The organism is Autumnicola tepida, from assembly GCF_031846485.1.
Classification (GTDB): Bacteria; Bacteroidota; Bacteroidia; order Flavobacteriales; family Flavobacteriaceae; genus Autumnicola; species Autumnicola tepida.
The window spans coordinates 49,763-67,808 of record NZ_JAVRHQ010000012.1 but is presented as its reverse complement, the minus strand read 5'-3'; the positions used below and the strand labels follow the sequence as shown (position 1 = coordinate 67,808).

Here is an 18,046-nt window from a genome sequence, read left to right as displayed (position 1 = left end):
ATATAAAATGACCGTATTTTTAGTAATCATAGTACTAGCGCTTCTTGCCCTCACTGGTTGGCAGATGTCGAAGATATTCCAGTTATCCAAAGGTCCGGATGTAGAGAGTTCGCAAGTTGCCACAGACAAGGATAACAGCACGCAGGGGCTTAACCTTTTGATATTTGTGATCCTGTTCTTTATTCTGATGATTTACTGCTTCTGGTATTACGGTAATTTTTATTTGCCGGCAGCGGCTTCAGAACACGGGTCACAGTACGATAACCTTATGTTTATTTCTATTGCGGTTATCATGACCGTGCAGGTAATTACGCAGGCACTACTTTTCTATTTTGGATATAAATACAGGGGGAATAAGACCAAAAAAGCCCTTTTTTATGCAGATAATGATCGTCTGGAATTTATCTGGACCATCATTCCTGTTGTGGTTCTTGCCGGTTTAATTCTATACGGATTATTCACCTGGTCTAATATTATGAATGTTAATGAGGATGATGATCCTTTGGTTGTTGAACTTTACGCAAAACAATTTAGCTGGACTGCCAGATATTCGGGAGACGATAATACCCTTGGTAAAGCAAACGTGCGTTTTATTGAAGGTGTGAACCAGCTGGGAGTGGATGAAAATGATTCTTATGCTGAAGACGATATTGTGGCCACCGAGTTACATTTACCTGTGGGAAGGCCTGTATTGTTCAAATTAAGGTCACAGGATGTACTGCATTCAGCATATTTTCCACATTTCAGGGCTCAAATGAATGTTGTTCCCGGGATGATTACCCAATTTGGATTTACTCCAACGGTTACTTCCGAAGAAATGAGGAGTAGCGAGTATATGGAAGAGAAAGTGAGAAGAATTAATGAAATAAGAAGGGAAAACAGTACAGCGCTTGTTGCTAACGGAGAATCTCCTTTAGACTCTTATGAATTTGATTATTACCTGCTTTGTAATAAAATATGCGGGGTGGCTCACTATAATATGCAAATGAAGATTGTTGTGGAAAGCCCGGAAAAATATGAGGCCTGGCTTGCAGAACAACAAACTTTTGGTGAGACCATGGCAGCCCAGGATGCTGAAGAAAATGAGGCACAAGGGCAGCAGGAGGAACCAATAGATGCGCCTGCTGAAGTATTGGAAACCACAGAGGCAAGGAATCAGGAAGAAGAAAATTAAAAGATTAAAGAAGTATAGGTATGTCAGCAATAGCAACAAACGTAGCGGCTCACGATCATCATGACGATCATGGACATCATCATAAGCAAACATTTATAACAAAATATATTTTTAGCCAGGACCATAAGATGATTGCCAAGCAATATCTTATCACCGGGCTTATAATGGGAATAATTGGGATAGCCATGTCTATTCTTTTCAGGATACAACTGGCATGGCCGGAACAGTCTTTCTGGATCTTTGACGTGCTGCTGGGGAAATGGGCACCAGATGGAGTAATGTCCCCTTCAATTTACCTGGCATTGGTTACAATACATGGTACCATAATGGTATTTTTCGTATTAACTGCAGGTTTAAGTGGTACCTTTAGTAACCTTCTTATTCCGCTTCAAATTGGGGCAAGGGATATGGCATCAGGATTTTTGAACATGGTTTCTTACTGGTTGTTCTTCCTGTCCTGCGTTATCATGTTAAGCTCTCTTTTTGTGGAATCGGGCCCTGCAATGGCGGGATGGACCATTTATCCTCCGCTTAGTGCGTTGCCCCAGGCCATTAGCGGTTCCGGTACGGGTATGACGCTGTGGCTGGTTGCTATGGCAGTTTTTATTGCTTCCTCACTTCTTGGTTCCTTAAATTATATTGTAACCGTACTTAACCTTAGAACAAAGGGAATGTCTATGACAAGGCTTCCGCTTACCATCTGGGCATTTTTTGTAACTGCAATTATCGGGGTGGTTTCGTTCCCTGTATTGCTTTCTGCGGCTTTGCTTCTTATAATGGACCGTAGCTTTGGAACTTCCTTTTTCCTCAGTGACATTTTTATTGAAGGGGAAGTTTTAGCGCACCAGGGAGGTTCTCCTGTTTTGTTTGAACACCTTTTCTGGTTCCTGGGCCACCCGGAAGTTTATATTGTAATCCTTCCTGCTTTGGGGATCACTTCGGAAATTATCGCGACCAACTCCCGTAAACCAATTTTCGGTTACCGTGCGATGGTTGCCTCTATACTTGCGATTGCTTTCCTTTCAACCATTGTTTGGGGGCACCATATGTTCGTATCGGGTATGAACCCGTTCCTTGGTTCGGTATTTACCTTTACAACCTTGCTTATCGCGATCCCTTCCGCAGTAAAAGCCTTTAACTATATCACCACCTTATGGAAGGGTAACCTGCAGATGAACCCGGGAATGTTATTTTCGATCGGACTTGTTTCTACCTTCATCACCGGTGGTTTAACAGGGATTATCCTTGGGGATTCAACGCTGGATATTAATGTTCACGATACTTACTTTGTGGTTGCACACTTCCACCTGGTAATGGGTATTTCGGCCTTATACGGCTTGTTCGCCGGGGTTTATCACTGGTATCCAAAGATGTTCGGAAGAATGATGAACAAGAATATGGGGTATATACACTTCTGGGTAACTGCCGTTGGCGCATACGGGGTATTCTTCCCTATGCACTTTATTGGTATGGCCGGCCTTCCAAGAAGGTATTACACCAATACCGCTTTCCCATATTTTGATGACCTTGCCGATGTTAACGTGATCATTACCGTTTCGGCAATCATTACGGCTCTGGTACAGCTGGTATTTATCTACAATTTCTTCAGCTCGATGTTCTTCGGAAAAAAGGCTGTTCAAAACCCATGGAGGTCAAATACCCTGGAATGGACTACTCCCGTGGAGCACATCCACGGCAACTGGCCTGGGGCAATTCCTTCAGTGTATCGTTGGGCTTACGACTATAGTAAAACCAATGAAGACGGGAATTACGTAATTGCCGGGCAGGATTTCGTGCCGCAAACCGTTCCGCTTCAAAAAGATGAAGAAGAACTCAATCATTAGAATTAAGTTTTCATATTTCATACAAAAGCCTTTTCTTAACCGGAGAGGCTTTTTTCTTTTATCTTTGTTCGGAAGAAATTGCCGGAAGAAACACCTTTCCTGTATTAAAAAATAATGATGAACGAAAATCTTGATCCTACCGGGGAGAATTTTTCGCCGGAAGAATTTGATATTGAAAGAGCATTGCGTCCGCTTAATTTTGATGATTTTGCAGGTCAGGACCAGGTGCTTGAAAATCTGAAGGTTTTTGTTCAGGCGGCAAATTTACGGGGAGAAGCTTTAGACCATACCCTGTTCCATGGGCCTCCCGGACTGGGAAAAACCACGCTTGCCCATATCCTGGCAAATGAGCTTAACGTTAGCCTTAAAGTTACTTCGGGCCCGGTACTGGACAAACCGGGAGACCTTGCCGGTTTGCTTACCAATCTGGAAGAGCGGGATATACTTTTTATAGATGAAATTCACCGGTTAAGCCCGGTGGTAGAAGAATATCTGTATTCGGCAATGGAAGATTACCGTATAGATATTATGATTGAATCCGGTCCCAATGCCAGAACGGTTCAAATCAATCTCAATCCGTTCACGCTTGTTGGCGCCACCACAAGATCTGGCCTGCTTACTGCCCCCATGCGGGCAAGATTTGGTATTTCCAGCAGGTTGCAATATTATTCCACCGAGTTGCTTTCCGATATTGTACAACGCAGCTCCGATATTTTAAAGGTGCCCATTACTTTAGATGCGGCCGTAGAAATTGCGGGACGCAGCCGGGGCACTCCGCGTATTGCCAATGCGCTGCTTCGCAGGGTACGTGATTTTGCACAAATTAAAGGTAACGGGAAGATTGACCTGGAAATTTCAAAATACGGGCTAAAAGCGCTTAATGTAGACGCGCATGGGCTTGATGAAATGGATAATAAGATCCTCAGCACCATAATAGACAAATTTAAAGGCGGGCCGGTGGGAATCACTACTCTGGCCACAGCTGTTAGTGAAAGCGCCGAAACCATTGAAGAAGTATACGAGCCTTTTCTTATCCAGCAGGGATTTATTTACAGGACGCCGCGCGGTCGCGAAGTAACCGAGGCTGCCTATAAGCACCTTGGTAGGATAAAGGGGAATATCCAGGGCGGCCTTTTTTAAAATGATGCTCATTATTAAATGAATTAAAGGGATTGAGGCTAACAGACCTCACAGGTTTTTGAAACCTGTGAGGTCTTACTTGATTGAAGTTTTAAATCAGTCGCTGATTTCTCCTGTTCCAAGGGAAGAATGAATTCGGGCCGGAGGAGGTCAAATTCTAAAATGACCAGATGAAAAATAATATTCCAACAGTTTCCACTTTTCAGTTTCTTAAAAACGCCAATCGCATCCTGCGAAATCCCCTGCCTTTTCATCATGAGAATTTTGAAAAATTCGGCGATGTTTTCAGGATAAATGTGGGCTTCGGAAAAAAAATTATCTTTTGCCGGGATGCGCGTCTTGCGGAATATGTGCTTCAGAAGAACCAGAAAAATTATCATAAATCCGATATTCAGACCAAAGAAATGGCAAAATACATTGGCCATGGACTGCTGACTACCGATGGTGAGAAATGGCGAAAGCAACGGCGGATGATCCAGCCGGCCTTTCATAAAAAGAAGCTGACGTTGTTGTTGGAAACGGTGAATTCTGCCATAAAAGCCGAACTTGATAACATCTGGCCGGGTAAAAATATTGATGTTTTCCCGGTTTTTAACGACCTCGCTTTTCAAACCGTGGTGCAGTCGCTTTTTAGCGGCGCCGCCAATAAGGAAGAAATAGATCGCCTGCAGTACATTACCGAGGCCGCCCAGAAAATGCTGGTAAAGGAATTGCGCCAGCCGTTTAAAAGATGGTGGTTTCACCTAAGCGGGAAAATTAAACATCACCTGGAGCTAACAGAGGAAGCCCGGAATATCCTGAAAAAAATAGTTGCGGAACGTAAAAAAAGTGGCAAAAGATATGATGATTTGCTGGATATGTTGCTGGACGCGCGCTACGAAGATGGTAACGGTATGGATGAAGAACAGCTTATAGATGAAATCCTCATCTTATTTACCGCCGGCCACGAAACCACCTCTAACGCGCTTACCTTTATTGCTGAACTTTTGGCGAGGCACCCTGAAGAACAGGAAAAAGTTGCTGCGGAAGTAAAAAATGCCAGGGCCTCTTCTGAAAATCTTTTGGAGTTTTTGAAATCCTGCCCTTACACCGTGGCTGTAATCGAAGAATCCATGAGGTTGTACCCGCCGGTTTATTTTATTGACCGGGTGAATTTGGAAGAGGATGAATTTGAAGGTCTGCATATTCCAAAAGGCTCAAGTCTGCTCTTTTCTATTTTTGAGATCCACCGTCATAAATCGCATTGGAAAAGCCCCGAAAACTTCCAGCCGGAAAGGTTTTTGGAAGGCGGCAAGAAGCATGAGCCATTTTATTATCCGTTTGGGGCCGGCCCCAGGAAATGTATTGGCAACAATTTTGCAATGTACGAGATGGTTTTAACGGTTGCTGAGCTGGTTTCGCGTTACAGGATTTTGGCTGTTTCAGAAGAAATTGAAATTTTACCACTTATCACGCTGAAGCCAAAAAATGCCATTTTAAAGTTTGAACGCAGGTAAATAAGTATCTGAAGTGGGACTAAAATTTTACGGGAGTTATTATGAAATAACTTTTTAAATTATGGTATCTTAGAAGAAACAGTTTAGGTTAAATCTGGAAAAGTCAATTAGGGAACAAGAAAAATCCCGTAAAAAAATCCGCTTTATAAACTTTCAAATAAAAACTTTGGTAAAATAATTTACCAATTGAAAACACATAAATGTCCAAGATATAAGTGGATCATTTATAATAAATAAGATAATGCAATGGTAACGGTCATTAAAAAAGGCACTCCAATTAATAAAATGAAGAAGCTTTTAAATAGAGCTTTTTCCAAGACACCTAAGAAGAATATTAAAAAATATGCAGGTGTTCTGCAAACAGATATTGATCCTTTGGATTATCAGAAAAAAATGAGGGATGAATGGAAATAGACTGTTTGTTAATACAAATATTCTGTTGTATTACTTAAAAGGGAATGAAGAAGTAGTTGAATTAATTGCTGAGAACGATGTAATTGGATGTCTAATTTTTTTGATATAAAGCGATTGTTTTTGACAACTTATATATTTTGTAATTTCTCCGGCCTATCGAAAGTTTATCGTAAAATTTTAAGTGAAAGCACGGTGAAATTTTAGACTGTTTGAGCATGGCCTTTTATCTTTCTTTAGTTGACTTACAATGGCGAGTTTCTAAAATTTAGGTGCTGAACGAAAAATTTAGATAAACTTTCGTAAGCCTAGACTTTTTTGTTTCTTTTTTGGGCGATGCAAAAAAGAAAGAGTTCATATGAAATTATGTATTGAAATGAATTAAAATTTATTTAAGAAAGGATTGATTACTTTCAGATAGCAAATTCCTGCTCCGGAAATTTAACCTTAACTTTGCGCCGTGAATAATAAACGGCATAACACCGAATTAATTAAAGCCGAAGCCAAGCGCCTCGGCTTTCTTTCCTGTGGTATTTCCAAAGCTGAATTTCTTGAGGAGGAAGCACCGCGGCTGGAAGAATTTCTGAATAAAAACCGCCATGGCGAGATGCAGTGGATGGAAAACCATTTTGATAAGCGCCTGGACCCAACCAAATTGGTTCCCGGTTCAAAAAGTGTAATTTCCCTGCTGCTTAATTATTATCCGCACGAATTTCAGAATAAGGAATCTTATAAAATAAGCAAATATGCTTATGGCCGGGATTATCATTTCGTGATAAAGGATAAACTGAAGCGGCTGCTGACTTTCATGCAGGACGAAATTGGGGAAATAGAAGGCCGTGCTTTTGTAGATTCCGCCCCTGTTCTGGATAAAGCCTGGGCAGCCAGAAGCGGGCTCGGCTGGATTGGGAAAAATTCGAACCTGCTTTCCAAGCAAACCGGTTCCTTCTTTTTTATTGCTGAGCTTATCGTAGACCTCGAGCTGGAATACGATACCCCGGTTACCGATCACTGCGGCAGCTGTACCGCCTGCATCGATGCCTGCCCTACAGATGCCATTGTGGAACCGTACAAGGTTGATGGCAGCAAATGCATTTCCTATTTCACCATCGAACTGAAGGACGAGCTGCCAGCTTCCTACCAGGGCAAATTCGATGACTGGATGTTTGGCTGTGATGTATGCCAGGATGTTTGCCCCTGGAACCGTTTTTCAAAACCACATAACGAACCGCTTTTTAACCCACATCCGCAGCTGCTTGAAAATGATAAAAAAGACTGGGAAGAAATTACCCGAGAAACCTTTAATGAAATCTTTAAAAAGTCGGCAGTAAAAAGAACTAAATTTGAAGGCCTGCGCCGCAACCTTGAGTTCTTAAAGGATTAGGTTTAATCAACCTTCGAAGGTTTATGGATGTCAGGTGAACCTTTATATTCCAATAATGGTGTGAAAATCTCTAGATGCTAAGAAAAAGCAGGTGTGGTGTTTTCATTCAAAAGGTATAATGGCCTAGTGAAAGTTTAGCGTAAAATTTGATGCGAAAGAACCGTAAAATTTTAGGCTGTTTGAGCTAAACAAATTTTGCTATTTATTAAAATATAAATAGCGAGTTCCTAAAATTTAGGTTCTGAGCGAGAAATTTAGATAAACTTTCATAAGCCTAGATTTTTTTGATTACTTTTTTCATCAATGGAAAAAAGTAATAGAAGAAAGAAGTAAACTCAATTAATATCTTATAAACATTTTAAAATTTAAAATTAGTTATTGTGGGCAGGCTTTCTAACTTTGTAAGTCAGGTAAAAATATCATTATGGAGAACAAAGCAAGGAAGAGACGCGAAGCACTGGTTTATCACGCAAAACCAAAACCGGGAAAAATTGAAGTGGTGCCCACTAAAAAATACGCTACTCAAAGGGACCTTTCCCTTGCCTACTCTCCCGGCGTGGCAGAACCTTGCCTTGAGATAGAGAAAGATAAAGACAATGCCTACAAATATACCACCAAGGGCAACCTGGTGGCGGTTATTTCTAACGGGACAGCGGTGCTGGGTCTTGGCGATATAGGCCCCGAGGCTTCAAAACCGGTGATGGAAGGAAAAGGGCTTTTGTTTAAGATCTTTGCCGATATTGATGTTTTTGATATTGAAGTAGATACCAAAGATGTAGATAAATTCATTGAAACCGTGAAAAATATCGCGCCAACCTTTGGCGGGATCAACCTTGAAGATATTAAAGCTCCGGAAGCTTTTGAGATCGAACAGCGTTTAAAAGCAGAGCTGGACATCCCGGTGATGCATGACGACCAGCATGGAACGGCTATTATCTCGGCGGCAGCGCTCCTTAATGCGCTGGAACTCGCTAAAAAGAAAATAGAAAAGGTGAAAATAGTGGTAAGCGGCGCCGGAGCCGCGGCGGTTTCCTGTACCAAATTGTATAAGTCTTTTGGCGCGAAAGCCGAAAATATCGTGATGCTGGACAGTAAAGGCGTTATTCGCAAAGACCGTCCAAACCTTTCAGAAGAAAAAGTAGAGTTTGCTACAGAGCGAAAAATTGATACCCTGGCAGAAGCGATGAAAGATGCCGATGTGTTCATAGGGCTTTCCATTGCCGATATTGTTTCTCCCGAAATGCTGAAAAGCATGGCCAAAAAACCAATTGTTTTTGCAATGGCCAATCCAAATCCCGAGATCGATTACCAGCTGGCTATGGATACGCGGGACGATATTATTATGGCTACCGGAAGGAGCGATCATCCAAACCAGGTAAATAACGTGCTGGGCTTCCCATTTATCTTTAGGGGCGCGCTGGATGTGCGGGCAACAAAGATCAACGAAGAGATGAAAATGGCCGCGGTAAAAGCCCTGGCTGAACTTGCCAAAGAGGCTGTGCCAGAACAGGTAAACATTGCCTACGGGGAAACCCGTCTTAATTTCGGGGCAGATTATATAATTCCCAAGCCGTTCGACCCGCGATTAATAGCCAAAGTTCCGCCGGCGGTGGCTATGGCCGCCATGCAAAGCGGGGTTGCCAGGGAGCCTATTCAGGACTGGCAAAAATATGAAGACGAGTTGCTGGAGCGTATGGGCAACGAGAATAAAATTACGCGACTTCTTATAAACAGGGCCAAAATCAACCCAAAGCGTATTGTTTATGCTGAAGCAGATCACCTTGATGTGTTAAAGGCTGCCCAGATTGTGAAAGATGAAGGTATCGGTATTCCAATCCTTTTGGGAAGAAGGGAAGTGATAGAAGAGCTCATGCGGGAAATCGATTTTGATGCTTCCGATGTGGAGATTATCGATCCTATTTCTGATGAGGAAGCAGAACACAGGAAAGCTTACGCCCAGGTGTACTGGAAAACCAGGAGCAGGAATGGCGTTACACTTTACGACGCGGAAAAACTGATGCGGGAACGCAATTATTTCGCGGCCATGATGGTGAACGAAGGGGATGCCGATGCATTGCTTTCAGGTTATTCCAGGGCTTATCCTACTGTTGTGAAGCCAATGCTGGAGCTAATAGGTATGGCCAAAGGTGTTAGCCGGGTAGCCGCCACCAATGTAATGAATACCGCGCGGGGGCCGTTATTTATAAGCGATACCTCCATAAATATAGATCCTTCGGCAAAAGACCTGGCTAAAATTGCCCAAATGACAGCCCGTACGGTGCAGCTGTTTGGAATGGACCCGGTTGTAGCCATGATCTCTTACGCCAATTTTGGCTCTTCAAAAGATCCGCGTGCGAAAAAGGTGAAAGAAGCGGTGTCTTATCTTCACCGTTTTCATCCTGAACTTAGCGTGGACGGCGAACTACAAACAGATTTTGCGTTGAACAGGGAAATGCTGCAGGGAAAGTTCCCATTTTCCAAACTTGCCGGCAAAAAGGTAAATACCCTTATTTATCCTAACCTCGATTCGGCCAACAGCACCTATAAATTAATCAAAGAGCTGAACAATGTAGATTCCATCGGGCCTATTATGATGGGCATGAAAAAACCGGTTCATATTCTTCAGTTAGGCGCAAGCGTAGAGGAGATGGTAAACATGTCTGCAGTGGCGGTGGTAGACGCCCAGGAAAAGGAAAAGCGCCTCAAGAAACAATAACGAAATGAGGCATTTAATAACATAGAAGCCGTTTTGGCCTTTGCTTTATTTTATTACTTTTGGGCTTTAACTTTCTGTTAACGCATGATCCATCATTTAAAGGGGCAGCTTATTGAAAAAAATCCTACCCATGTCGTTATTGAATGCGGCGGGGTGGGCTATTTTGTTCATATTTCCCTACATACATTTTCGCTTATTCAGGATAATGAAGCCATAAGCCTTTTTACCCATTTGCAGGTAAAGGAAGATTCCCATACCCTTTTCGGCTTTAAGGAAAAATCTGAAAGGCAAATTTTTCGTCTTCTCATATCAGTTTCCGGTGTTGGGGCCAGTACGGCCAGGACCATGCTGTCCTCCCTGGAGCCAGGCCAGATAAAGGATGCTATTGCTACGGGAGATGCGGCCACTATACAAAGCATTAAGGGAATAGGGGCCAAAACCGCGCAAAGGGTAATTTTAGACCTTAAAGATAAAATTCTTAAAGTTTTTGGCGAGGACGAAGTTTTTGTATCTGCAAACAATACTCACAAGGAAGAAGCGTTATCTGCACTGGAAACCCTTGGTTTTGCCCGAAAACAAGCTGAAAAGGTCATCGATAAAATTTTGAAGGAGAACCACGCCCCAACCGTTGAGTCTCTGATAAAACAGGCGCTTAAAAATCTATAACTACTTTGAAGAACAATTACTTGCAATTGCCAACATCGGGATGGTCTACCTTAGTGTTGCTATTGGTAATTTCTTTTAACCTCTCTGCCCAGGAAGAGGAGCAAACTCCGCAGGATAGTACGCAAACAGGTTATGTTCTGGGGGAAATTTCGCTGCCCGATCCCGAAAGCATTGTTACGAAGTATGAATACGATCCTGTTTTAGACCGGTACATTTACAGGCGCAGCCTTGGCGAGATCAATTTTTCGCTGCCCCTTATCCTTACTCCTCAGGAATATGAAGACCTGGTGCTGAAGGAGGAAATGCAGAATTATTTTAAGCTGAAAAATGATGCCCTTGCCGGCAATAAAGAAGGTGCAGAAGAAATTCAGAGAGATTTGCTGCCGGACTTTTATGTTAACAACAACTTTTTTGAAAGCGTTTTTGGCGGAACCGAAATCGACATTGTGCCGCAGGGAACGGTAGAGATGGACCTTGGCCTGCTATATACCAAACAGGATAACCCTGCTTTTTCCCCGCGTAACCGGAGCAACCTTAGTTTTGATTTTGACCAGCGGATAAGCCTGAGCCTCATGGGCCAGATTGGGAAAAGATTAGGAGTGACCGCTAATTATGATACCGAGTCTACCTTCGATTTTCAAAATCAGTTAAAGCTGGAATACACCCCAACTGAAGATGATATTGTAAGAAAAATTGAGGTGGGTAATGTTAACATGCCGCTTAATTCAGCTTTAATACAGGGCGCGCAGAGCCTTTTTGGATTTAAAACTGAACTGCAATTTGGAAAAACAACCATCACCGGGGTTTTTTCTGAACAAAAATCGGAGCGGCGCACGGTAAATGTGGAAGGCGGCGCTACGGTTGAAGATTTTGAGCGTTTTATTTTGGATTACGATCAGGACAGGCATTTTTTCCTGGCACATTACTTTAGGGATCATTATGATGAGGCGCTGGAAAATTACCCTTTTATCAATACCAATATCCAGATAAAACGTATCCAGGTGTGGGTGACCAACCGCACCAATAATGTGCAAAACCTTCAGGATACCCGTAATATTGTAGGGATACAGGATATGGGAGAAACCAATGTGCCTGGTAATATTGGCCTTTCTGGGGTGCCCGCCGGGTTTTTTAATGTGCCGCCCGGAGCTTTCCCCGATAACGATAATAACGATTTCAATCCTTTTGGGATTACAGGAACTTCCCAGTCTATACTTACCCCGGCAATACGAGATGTTGCCACGGTAGAACAGGGATTTGGCGGAGTGAACGTTTCCGAAGGCACCGATTATGTGAAGCTGGAAAATGCGCGGCAGCTAAAACCTAATGAATTTACCCTGAACACCCAGCTTGGCTATATTTCCCTTAATCAAAGGCTGAGCAATGACGAGGTTCTGGCGGTGGCTTTTCAGTATACCGTGAACGGAGAGGTTTACCAGGTGGGAGAATTTGCCAACGATGGTGTGAATGCCACAGGAGATATCAGCGTGAATGACGATCCTAATGCCAACCCCCGCTCTAACCGCAACCTGGTGGTAAAATTGCTGAAGAGTACCATTACCAACGTAAATGAGCCAATCTGGGACCTTATGATGAAAAACATCTACAGTCTTGGGGGTTATCAGCTGGAGCGGGAAGATTTCAGGATGAATATTTTATACACAGATCCCCAGCCGTTAAATTACATCAAACCGGCTGCCAATGCTTCGGTTCCTTTGCCTGAAGATGTACAGGAAACACCTTTGCTCAGGGTTTTCAGGCTGGACAAGCTTAATACGAATGGCGACCCGATAAACGGCGGGGATGGTTTTTTTGATTATGTGCCGGGAATCACCATAGACCCCGAAAATGGGAATATTATCTTTACCACCGTAGAGCCTTTTGGAGAATATTTGTTCAACAAACTGGATGTAACCCCCAATAACGGGAACGAACTTTATGATGTGCTTTCCACCTGGAACGAAAATCAGCAAAAATACGTGTTCCGGGCACTTTACCGTACTACAAAGACCCAGGCAGAGCAGGAAGAGGCCGATAAAAATAAGTTCCAGTTAAAAGGCCGTTATACTTCAGGGGAGATTGAAGGGATTCCTATTGGTTTTAACCTGCCACAGGGTTCTGTTACGGTTACCGCCGGCGGCCGTGTACTTCAGGAAGGGGTAGATTATGTGGTGAATTACGAGCTGGGAAGGGTGCAGATATTAGACGAAGCCTTGCTGGCTTCAGATATTCCCATTCAGGTAAATACTGAAAATAATGCGCTTTTTGGCCAGCAAACCAAGCGTTTTACAGGAATTAATGTGGAGCACCTCATCAATGAAAATTTTCTGGTGGGCGGGACTTTTCTTAACCTGAAGGAGAAACCACTCACCCAAAAATCCAGTTACAGCTACGAGCCTATCAATAACACCATTTTAGGCCTTAACCTTAATTATTCTACGGAAGTTCCTTTTTTAACAAGGCTGGTGAATAAATTGCCAAATGTAGATACCGATGTGAAATCCAATCTTTCCATTCGCGGGGAATTTGCCTATCTGCTGCCCGGGGCGCCAAATGCCAGCGATTTTGAAGGAGAAGTAACCACTTATGTAGACGATTTTGAAGCTTCCCAGACTTCTATAGACATTAACTCCCCCTTAAACTGGGAGCTTTCCAGTGTACCACTTGGTTTTGGAGGAGAACTTGCCAACGGCGCGATAGAATATGGCTACAAAAGGGCAAAAATGGCCTGGTACACCATAGACCCCATTTTCTACAGCAGCAACAGGCCGGATGGGATAAGCGATGCCGATTTATCCGACTTCAGGACCAGGCGGGTGGCGCTAAGCGAAATTTTTCCAAATACCGATGTGGTGCAGGGGCAGCCACAGGTGCTGTACACTATGGATGTTTCCTACTTTCCGGAGCAGCGTGGTTCCTACAATTACAATCCTGCGGCTGCCGGCACGGGCACTTTGCCCAATCCGCAGGGGAATTTCGGCGGAATTATGCGCGGCATCAACACCACCAATTTTGAACAATCCAACGTAGAATTCATAGAATTCTGGGTCATGGATCCTTATATCTATGCTGAAAACAGGAACAATTCCGGTGGGAATATTGTTTTCAACTTAGGGAATATTTCCGAAGATGTGTTGAAAGACGGGAGAAAACAATATGAGAACGGCCTTGCTGAAGATGGCGGTGCCGAAAATGCAATTCAGACCAATTTCGCGAAAGTCCCTGCAGACCAGTCGCTGGTTTATGCTTTTGATTCTGAAGGCCAGGCCCGCATCAATCAGGATGCCGGATATGACGGACTTTTAGATGCTGCCGAAGCAGAATTTTTCCCTGAATTTGCCGGCACCGGGGACCCTTCCGCAGATAACTACGAATACTTCCTGAACACTGAGGGAGGGATTGTGGAAAGGTACCTTAATTACAACAATCCTCAGGGCAACTCCCCTACAAACGTGGGAAATACCAACCGTGGGAACACCACCCTTCCAACTACCGAAGATATCAACAGGGATAATACCATGAATACGATAAACAGTTATTTTGAGTATGAAGTTCCCTTTTTTCCCGGTATGGGCATTGCCAACAACCAGTACATTACCGATGTGCGGGAAATTACCACTACCATGCGTAACGGGCAGGATTTGCCGGTAAGATGGCTTCAGTTTAAAATTCCTATTTATGAGCCCACCGAAGCATTGGGAGGTATAGCCGATTTTCGTTCCATCCGGTTCATGAGGATGTACCTTACCGGTTTTGAAGACCCCACATACCTTAGGTTTGGGACTATGGACCTGGTGAGGGGAGATTACAGGAGATATACTCAAAGCCTGAATGAAGAAAGCCCGGCCCCGGCCAATTCGAACACGCTTTTTGAAGTGGCCGCGGTAAATATTGAGGAAAACGAGAACCGGGAGCCGGTGCCGTATGTCCTGCCGCCCAGGGTAATTCGCGAGGAGCTGTATGAAGGAAATACCAATATCAGGCAAAACGAACAATCGCTTCTTATAAGGGTTTGCGACCTGGAGCCCCAGGACGCCCGTGCGGTGTACAAAAATTTTCAGCTGGATATGCGGCAGTATGAAAGGCTGGAAATGTTTCTTCATGCGGAATCATTTTTAGGCGAAATTCCTTTAAAAGATGGGCAGCTGGTGGCTTTTATAAGAATGGGAACCGATTTTACTGAGAATTATTATCAAATTGAAGTGCCTTTGTCCCCTACGCAATTTGATGCCGTTACTGCGGAAGAAATCTGGCCGGAGGTGAATAAGCTGGATTTATCTTTTGATTTGCTGCAGAAGGTGAAAACTGCAGTTTTAGGTGACCCTTCTTTAAATACTACTGAAGTTCACTTTTTTACTGAAGACGTACAGTTGACTGATGAAGAAGCCGATTATGAAGCGGGAAGGCTGCGCATTGGAATAAAAGGAAACCCGAGTTTTGGAAATATTCGAATGCTTATGCTGGGTGTTAAAAACGGTACGGGTGCGCAGGCAGTGCAGGATTTATGTGGGGAGGTATGGTTTAACGAATTGCGGCTTTCAGGATTAAATAATGAAGGCGGCTGGGCAGGAATAGTGAATATGGACACCAACCTGGCCGATTTTGCCAATGTTTCGGCCACCGGGAGAAGGAGCACCGTGGGGTTTGGATCTATAGAACAGGGGCCAAACCAGCGCAGCAGGGAAGACTTGCAGCAGTACGATGTGGTGACCAATGTAAATGTTGGGCAGGTGCTGCCGGTACAGTGGGGGGTAAAAATCCCGTTTAATTACAGCAGGGGGGAAGAACTGATTACTCCAAAATATGATCAGGAATATCTAGATCTGGAGCTGGATACAAGGCTTGCTGCTATCGAAAACGCGGCAGAGAGGGAACGGGTGAAGCAACAGTCGCAAAGCTATACCAAACGGGAGAGTATTAATGTAATCGGCTTGCGGAAAGAACGGAGGGGAGATGCCAAACCCATGCCTTATGACATTGAGAATTTTGCTTTTTCAACTTCCTATAATCAGATAGACCACCGGGATTTCGAAATTGAAGAGGGGCTGGACAAAAATGTTAGAGTGGGAGGAACGTATGAGTTCAATTTTGTTCCTAAGGAAGTAGAACCTTTCAAAAATATTGCGGTTTTGGACAGCAGCGATTATTTTAATCCGTTAAAAGATTTCAACTTTAACCTGTTGCCGTCAAACATTAATGCCAGCGCTACAATTTTCAGGCAGTACAACGCGCAAAAATTTCGTTCCCTGGAGCTTTCCGACGAAGATATTGGAATTCCAACCCTTTACCAGCGCAATTACCTTTTCGACTGGCAGTACGGTATTAATTATAATCTTACCAGGTCGCTTAGCTTTAACTTTAATGCCTCCAACAACAGGATTGTAAGGAATTATATAAATGATGAAGGATTTGTAGACAACAGCATTGGGCTTTGGGATGATTTCTTCAGTATTGGGGAACCTAATTTGCATTATCAAAGCTTGCAGGTAAATTATGATCTGCCCCTGGATAAAATCCCTGCCCTTAGTTTTGTTAAGGCTACCTATACCTATACAGGGGATTTCCAGTGGCAACGTGGTTCTAAAATTTTTGAAGATCTTGAAGGGATTCCCGATATAGGAAACAGTGTTCAGAATTCAAATTCTCACCAGCTAAATGCTAATCTTAGCCTGCAGAAGTTATATGACTATGTCGGCCTTGTAGAAAAGAAAAAAAATACTGCAAAGCGGAGCATAAGGGAACGAAGTGCCGGGGTGCCCACTCCCGATGCCGCGCGCGATCCCCGCCAGCAAAAGCCGGAACAGGAACAGCAGAAGGTAAAAGGCCATGAAGCCTGGAACACCTTTATAAACATTGCCACGGCTATAAAGACGATCCAGGTAAATTACCGCGAGAATCAGGGAATATTTCTTCCGGGGTATACGCAGAGTATCGGTTTTATGGGAACTTTAAAACCTACCACAGGATTTACTTTTGGATTTCAGGATGATGTAAGGTACATGGCTGCCCGTAAAGGCTGGCTTACCTTGTACCAGGAATTTAACCAGCAATATTCTTCCGTAAAAAACAGGCAGCTGGATATACAGTCTTCGGTAAGCCTGTTGCCAGATTTAACCATAGATATTAGTGCGAGAAGGGCTTATGCTGAAACTTTTACTGAAAACTATAAGGTAAATCCGCAAACTCTGGAATACCAGCCTTTAACTCCTTATACCTACGGAAATTTCAGTATTTCCACATTGCTTATTGGAACTGCCTTTAATCAGAGCGATGAGCAGTCGTCGGCGAATTTTGAAACTTTTAGGGAAAACAGGCTGGAAGTTGCAAGGCGCCTGGCGCAGGAGCGAGGACTGGATCCCAATGATGTTGATGAGGAAGGTTATCCGCTGGGAATTGGCAAAACCAATCAGGCAGTTTTGTTGCCGGCATTTCTCGCCGCCTATTCCGGAGCAGACGCGGGAGATGTAGATTTAGGAGCCTTTAGAAGTTTCCCGCTGCCTAACTGGGCAATAAAGTACACCGGGCTCATGAGGCTGGAATGGTTTAGGGATACCTTCAGAAGATTTTCCATGAGCCACGGCTACCAGGCCGATTATACTATTAATCAGTTCCAGACAAATTTGGATTATGATCCTGATAATATTGCGGAAATTAACCAGGCAGGAGATTTTAAAAATCCAATGCTTTTCTCTAACGTGGTATTAACAGAATTGTTTACTCCGCTCATCAGGGTGGATTTTGAAACCAAAGATGCTATCCAGGTTTTAGCCGAAATTCAAAAAGACCGTGCCCTTTCCTTCAGTTTTGATAACAATCTCCTCACTGAAGTGCAGGGAAATGAGTACACTCTTGGTTTGGGTTACAGGATCAGGGACCTTAAGATCGCCACCAAATTCGGCGGGCGTAACCGCATTTTGAGCAGCGACCTTATTATTAAGGGGGATCTTTCCCTTCGGAAAAATAAAACCATTATTCGTTACCTCGATCTGGAAGACAGCCAGGTGGTGGCGGGGCAGGATATCTGGGCCATAGGCTTTACGGCAGATTATGCCTTAAGCAGAAACCTTACCGCACTGTTTTATTATGAGCATAATTTTTCTGATTATGCTGTTTCTACTGCTTTTCCGCAAACCACTATTCGTTCAGGAATAACTTTAAGATATAATTTTGGAAATTAAGTATTGGGCGGTTTGAACAATTGCGGTAAAAAATTAA

General features: G+C 43.5%; 9 protein-coding genes. All 9 read left to right on the top strand.

Translation table 11 applies throughout. The features are described 5' to 3' along the window. Window positions 1-7: 7 nt before the first annotated feature. The 9 genes from RM553_RS11080 (at window position 8) to sov (ending at window position 18,009) form a co-directional block, all read left to right on the top strand. Window positions 8-1,174 carry a cytochrome c oxidase subunit II gene (locus RM553_RS11080; protein ID WP_311534994.1) on the top strand — a complete coding sequence of 389 codons (1,167 nt, stop codon included), beginning with the start codon at window positions 8-10 and terminating at the stop codon, window positions 1,172-1,174. Between the two features lie 20 nt (window positions 1,175-1,194). Next, window positions 1,195-3,018 carry a cytochrome c oxidase subunit I gene (locus tag RM553_RS11075; RefSeq protein ID WP_311534993.1) on the top strand — a complete coding sequence of 608 codons (1,824 nt, stop codon included), beginning with the start codon at window positions 1,195-1,197 and terminating at the stop codon, window positions 3,016-3,018. Between the two features lie 117 nt (window positions 3,019-3,135). Continuing rightward, entirely contained in the window at window positions 3,136-4,158 is a 1,023-nt protein-coding gene (gene ruvB / locus RM553_RS11070; protein ID WP_311535063.1) for a Holliday junction branch migration DNA helicase RuvB, read from the top strand. Between the two features lie 170 nt (window positions 4,159-4,328). Continuing rightward, a complete protein-coding gene (locus RM553_RS11065; RefSeq protein ID WP_311534992.1) occupies window positions 4,329-5,654 on the top strand; it encodes a cytochrome P450 in 1,326 nt (441 codons plus the stop codon). Window positions 5,655-5,939: 285 nt separating this feature from the next. Further along, complete coding sequence (locus tag RM553_RS11060; protein ID WP_311534991.1) at window positions 5,940-6,068, top strand: hypothetical protein; 129 nt, start codon at window positions 5,940-5,942, stop codon at window positions 6,066-6,068. Window positions 6,069-6,525: 457 nt separating this feature from the next. Next, entirely contained in the window at window positions 6,526-7,449 is a 924-nt protein-coding gene (gene queG / locus RM553_RS11055) for a tRNA epoxyqueuosine(34) reductase QueG (protein WP_311534990.1), read from the top strand. Window positions 7,450-7,873: 424 nt separating this feature from the next. Further along, complete coding sequence (locus RM553_RS11050) at window positions 7,874-10,165, top strand: NADP-dependent malic enzyme (RefSeq protein ID WP_311534989.1); 2,292 nt, start codon at window positions 7,874-7,876, stop codon at window positions 10,163-10,165. An 84-nt stretch (window positions 10,166-10,249) separates the two neighbouring features. Next, on the top strand, window positions 10,250-10,831 hold the full coding sequence (ruvA, locus tag RM553_RS11045; protein ID WP_311534988.1) for a Holliday junction branch migration protein RuvA: 582 nt from the start codon (window positions 10,250-10,252) through the stop codon (window positions 10,829-10,831). Window positions 10,832-10,836: 5 nt separating this feature from the next. Then, window positions 10,837-18,009, top strand: coding sequence for a T9SS outer membrane translocon Sov/SprA (gene sov / locus RM553_RS11040; protein ID WP_311534987.1), 7,173 nt, complete (start codon window positions 10,837-10,839; stop codon window positions 18,007-18,009). Window positions 18,010-18,046 lie beyond the last annotated feature (37 nt).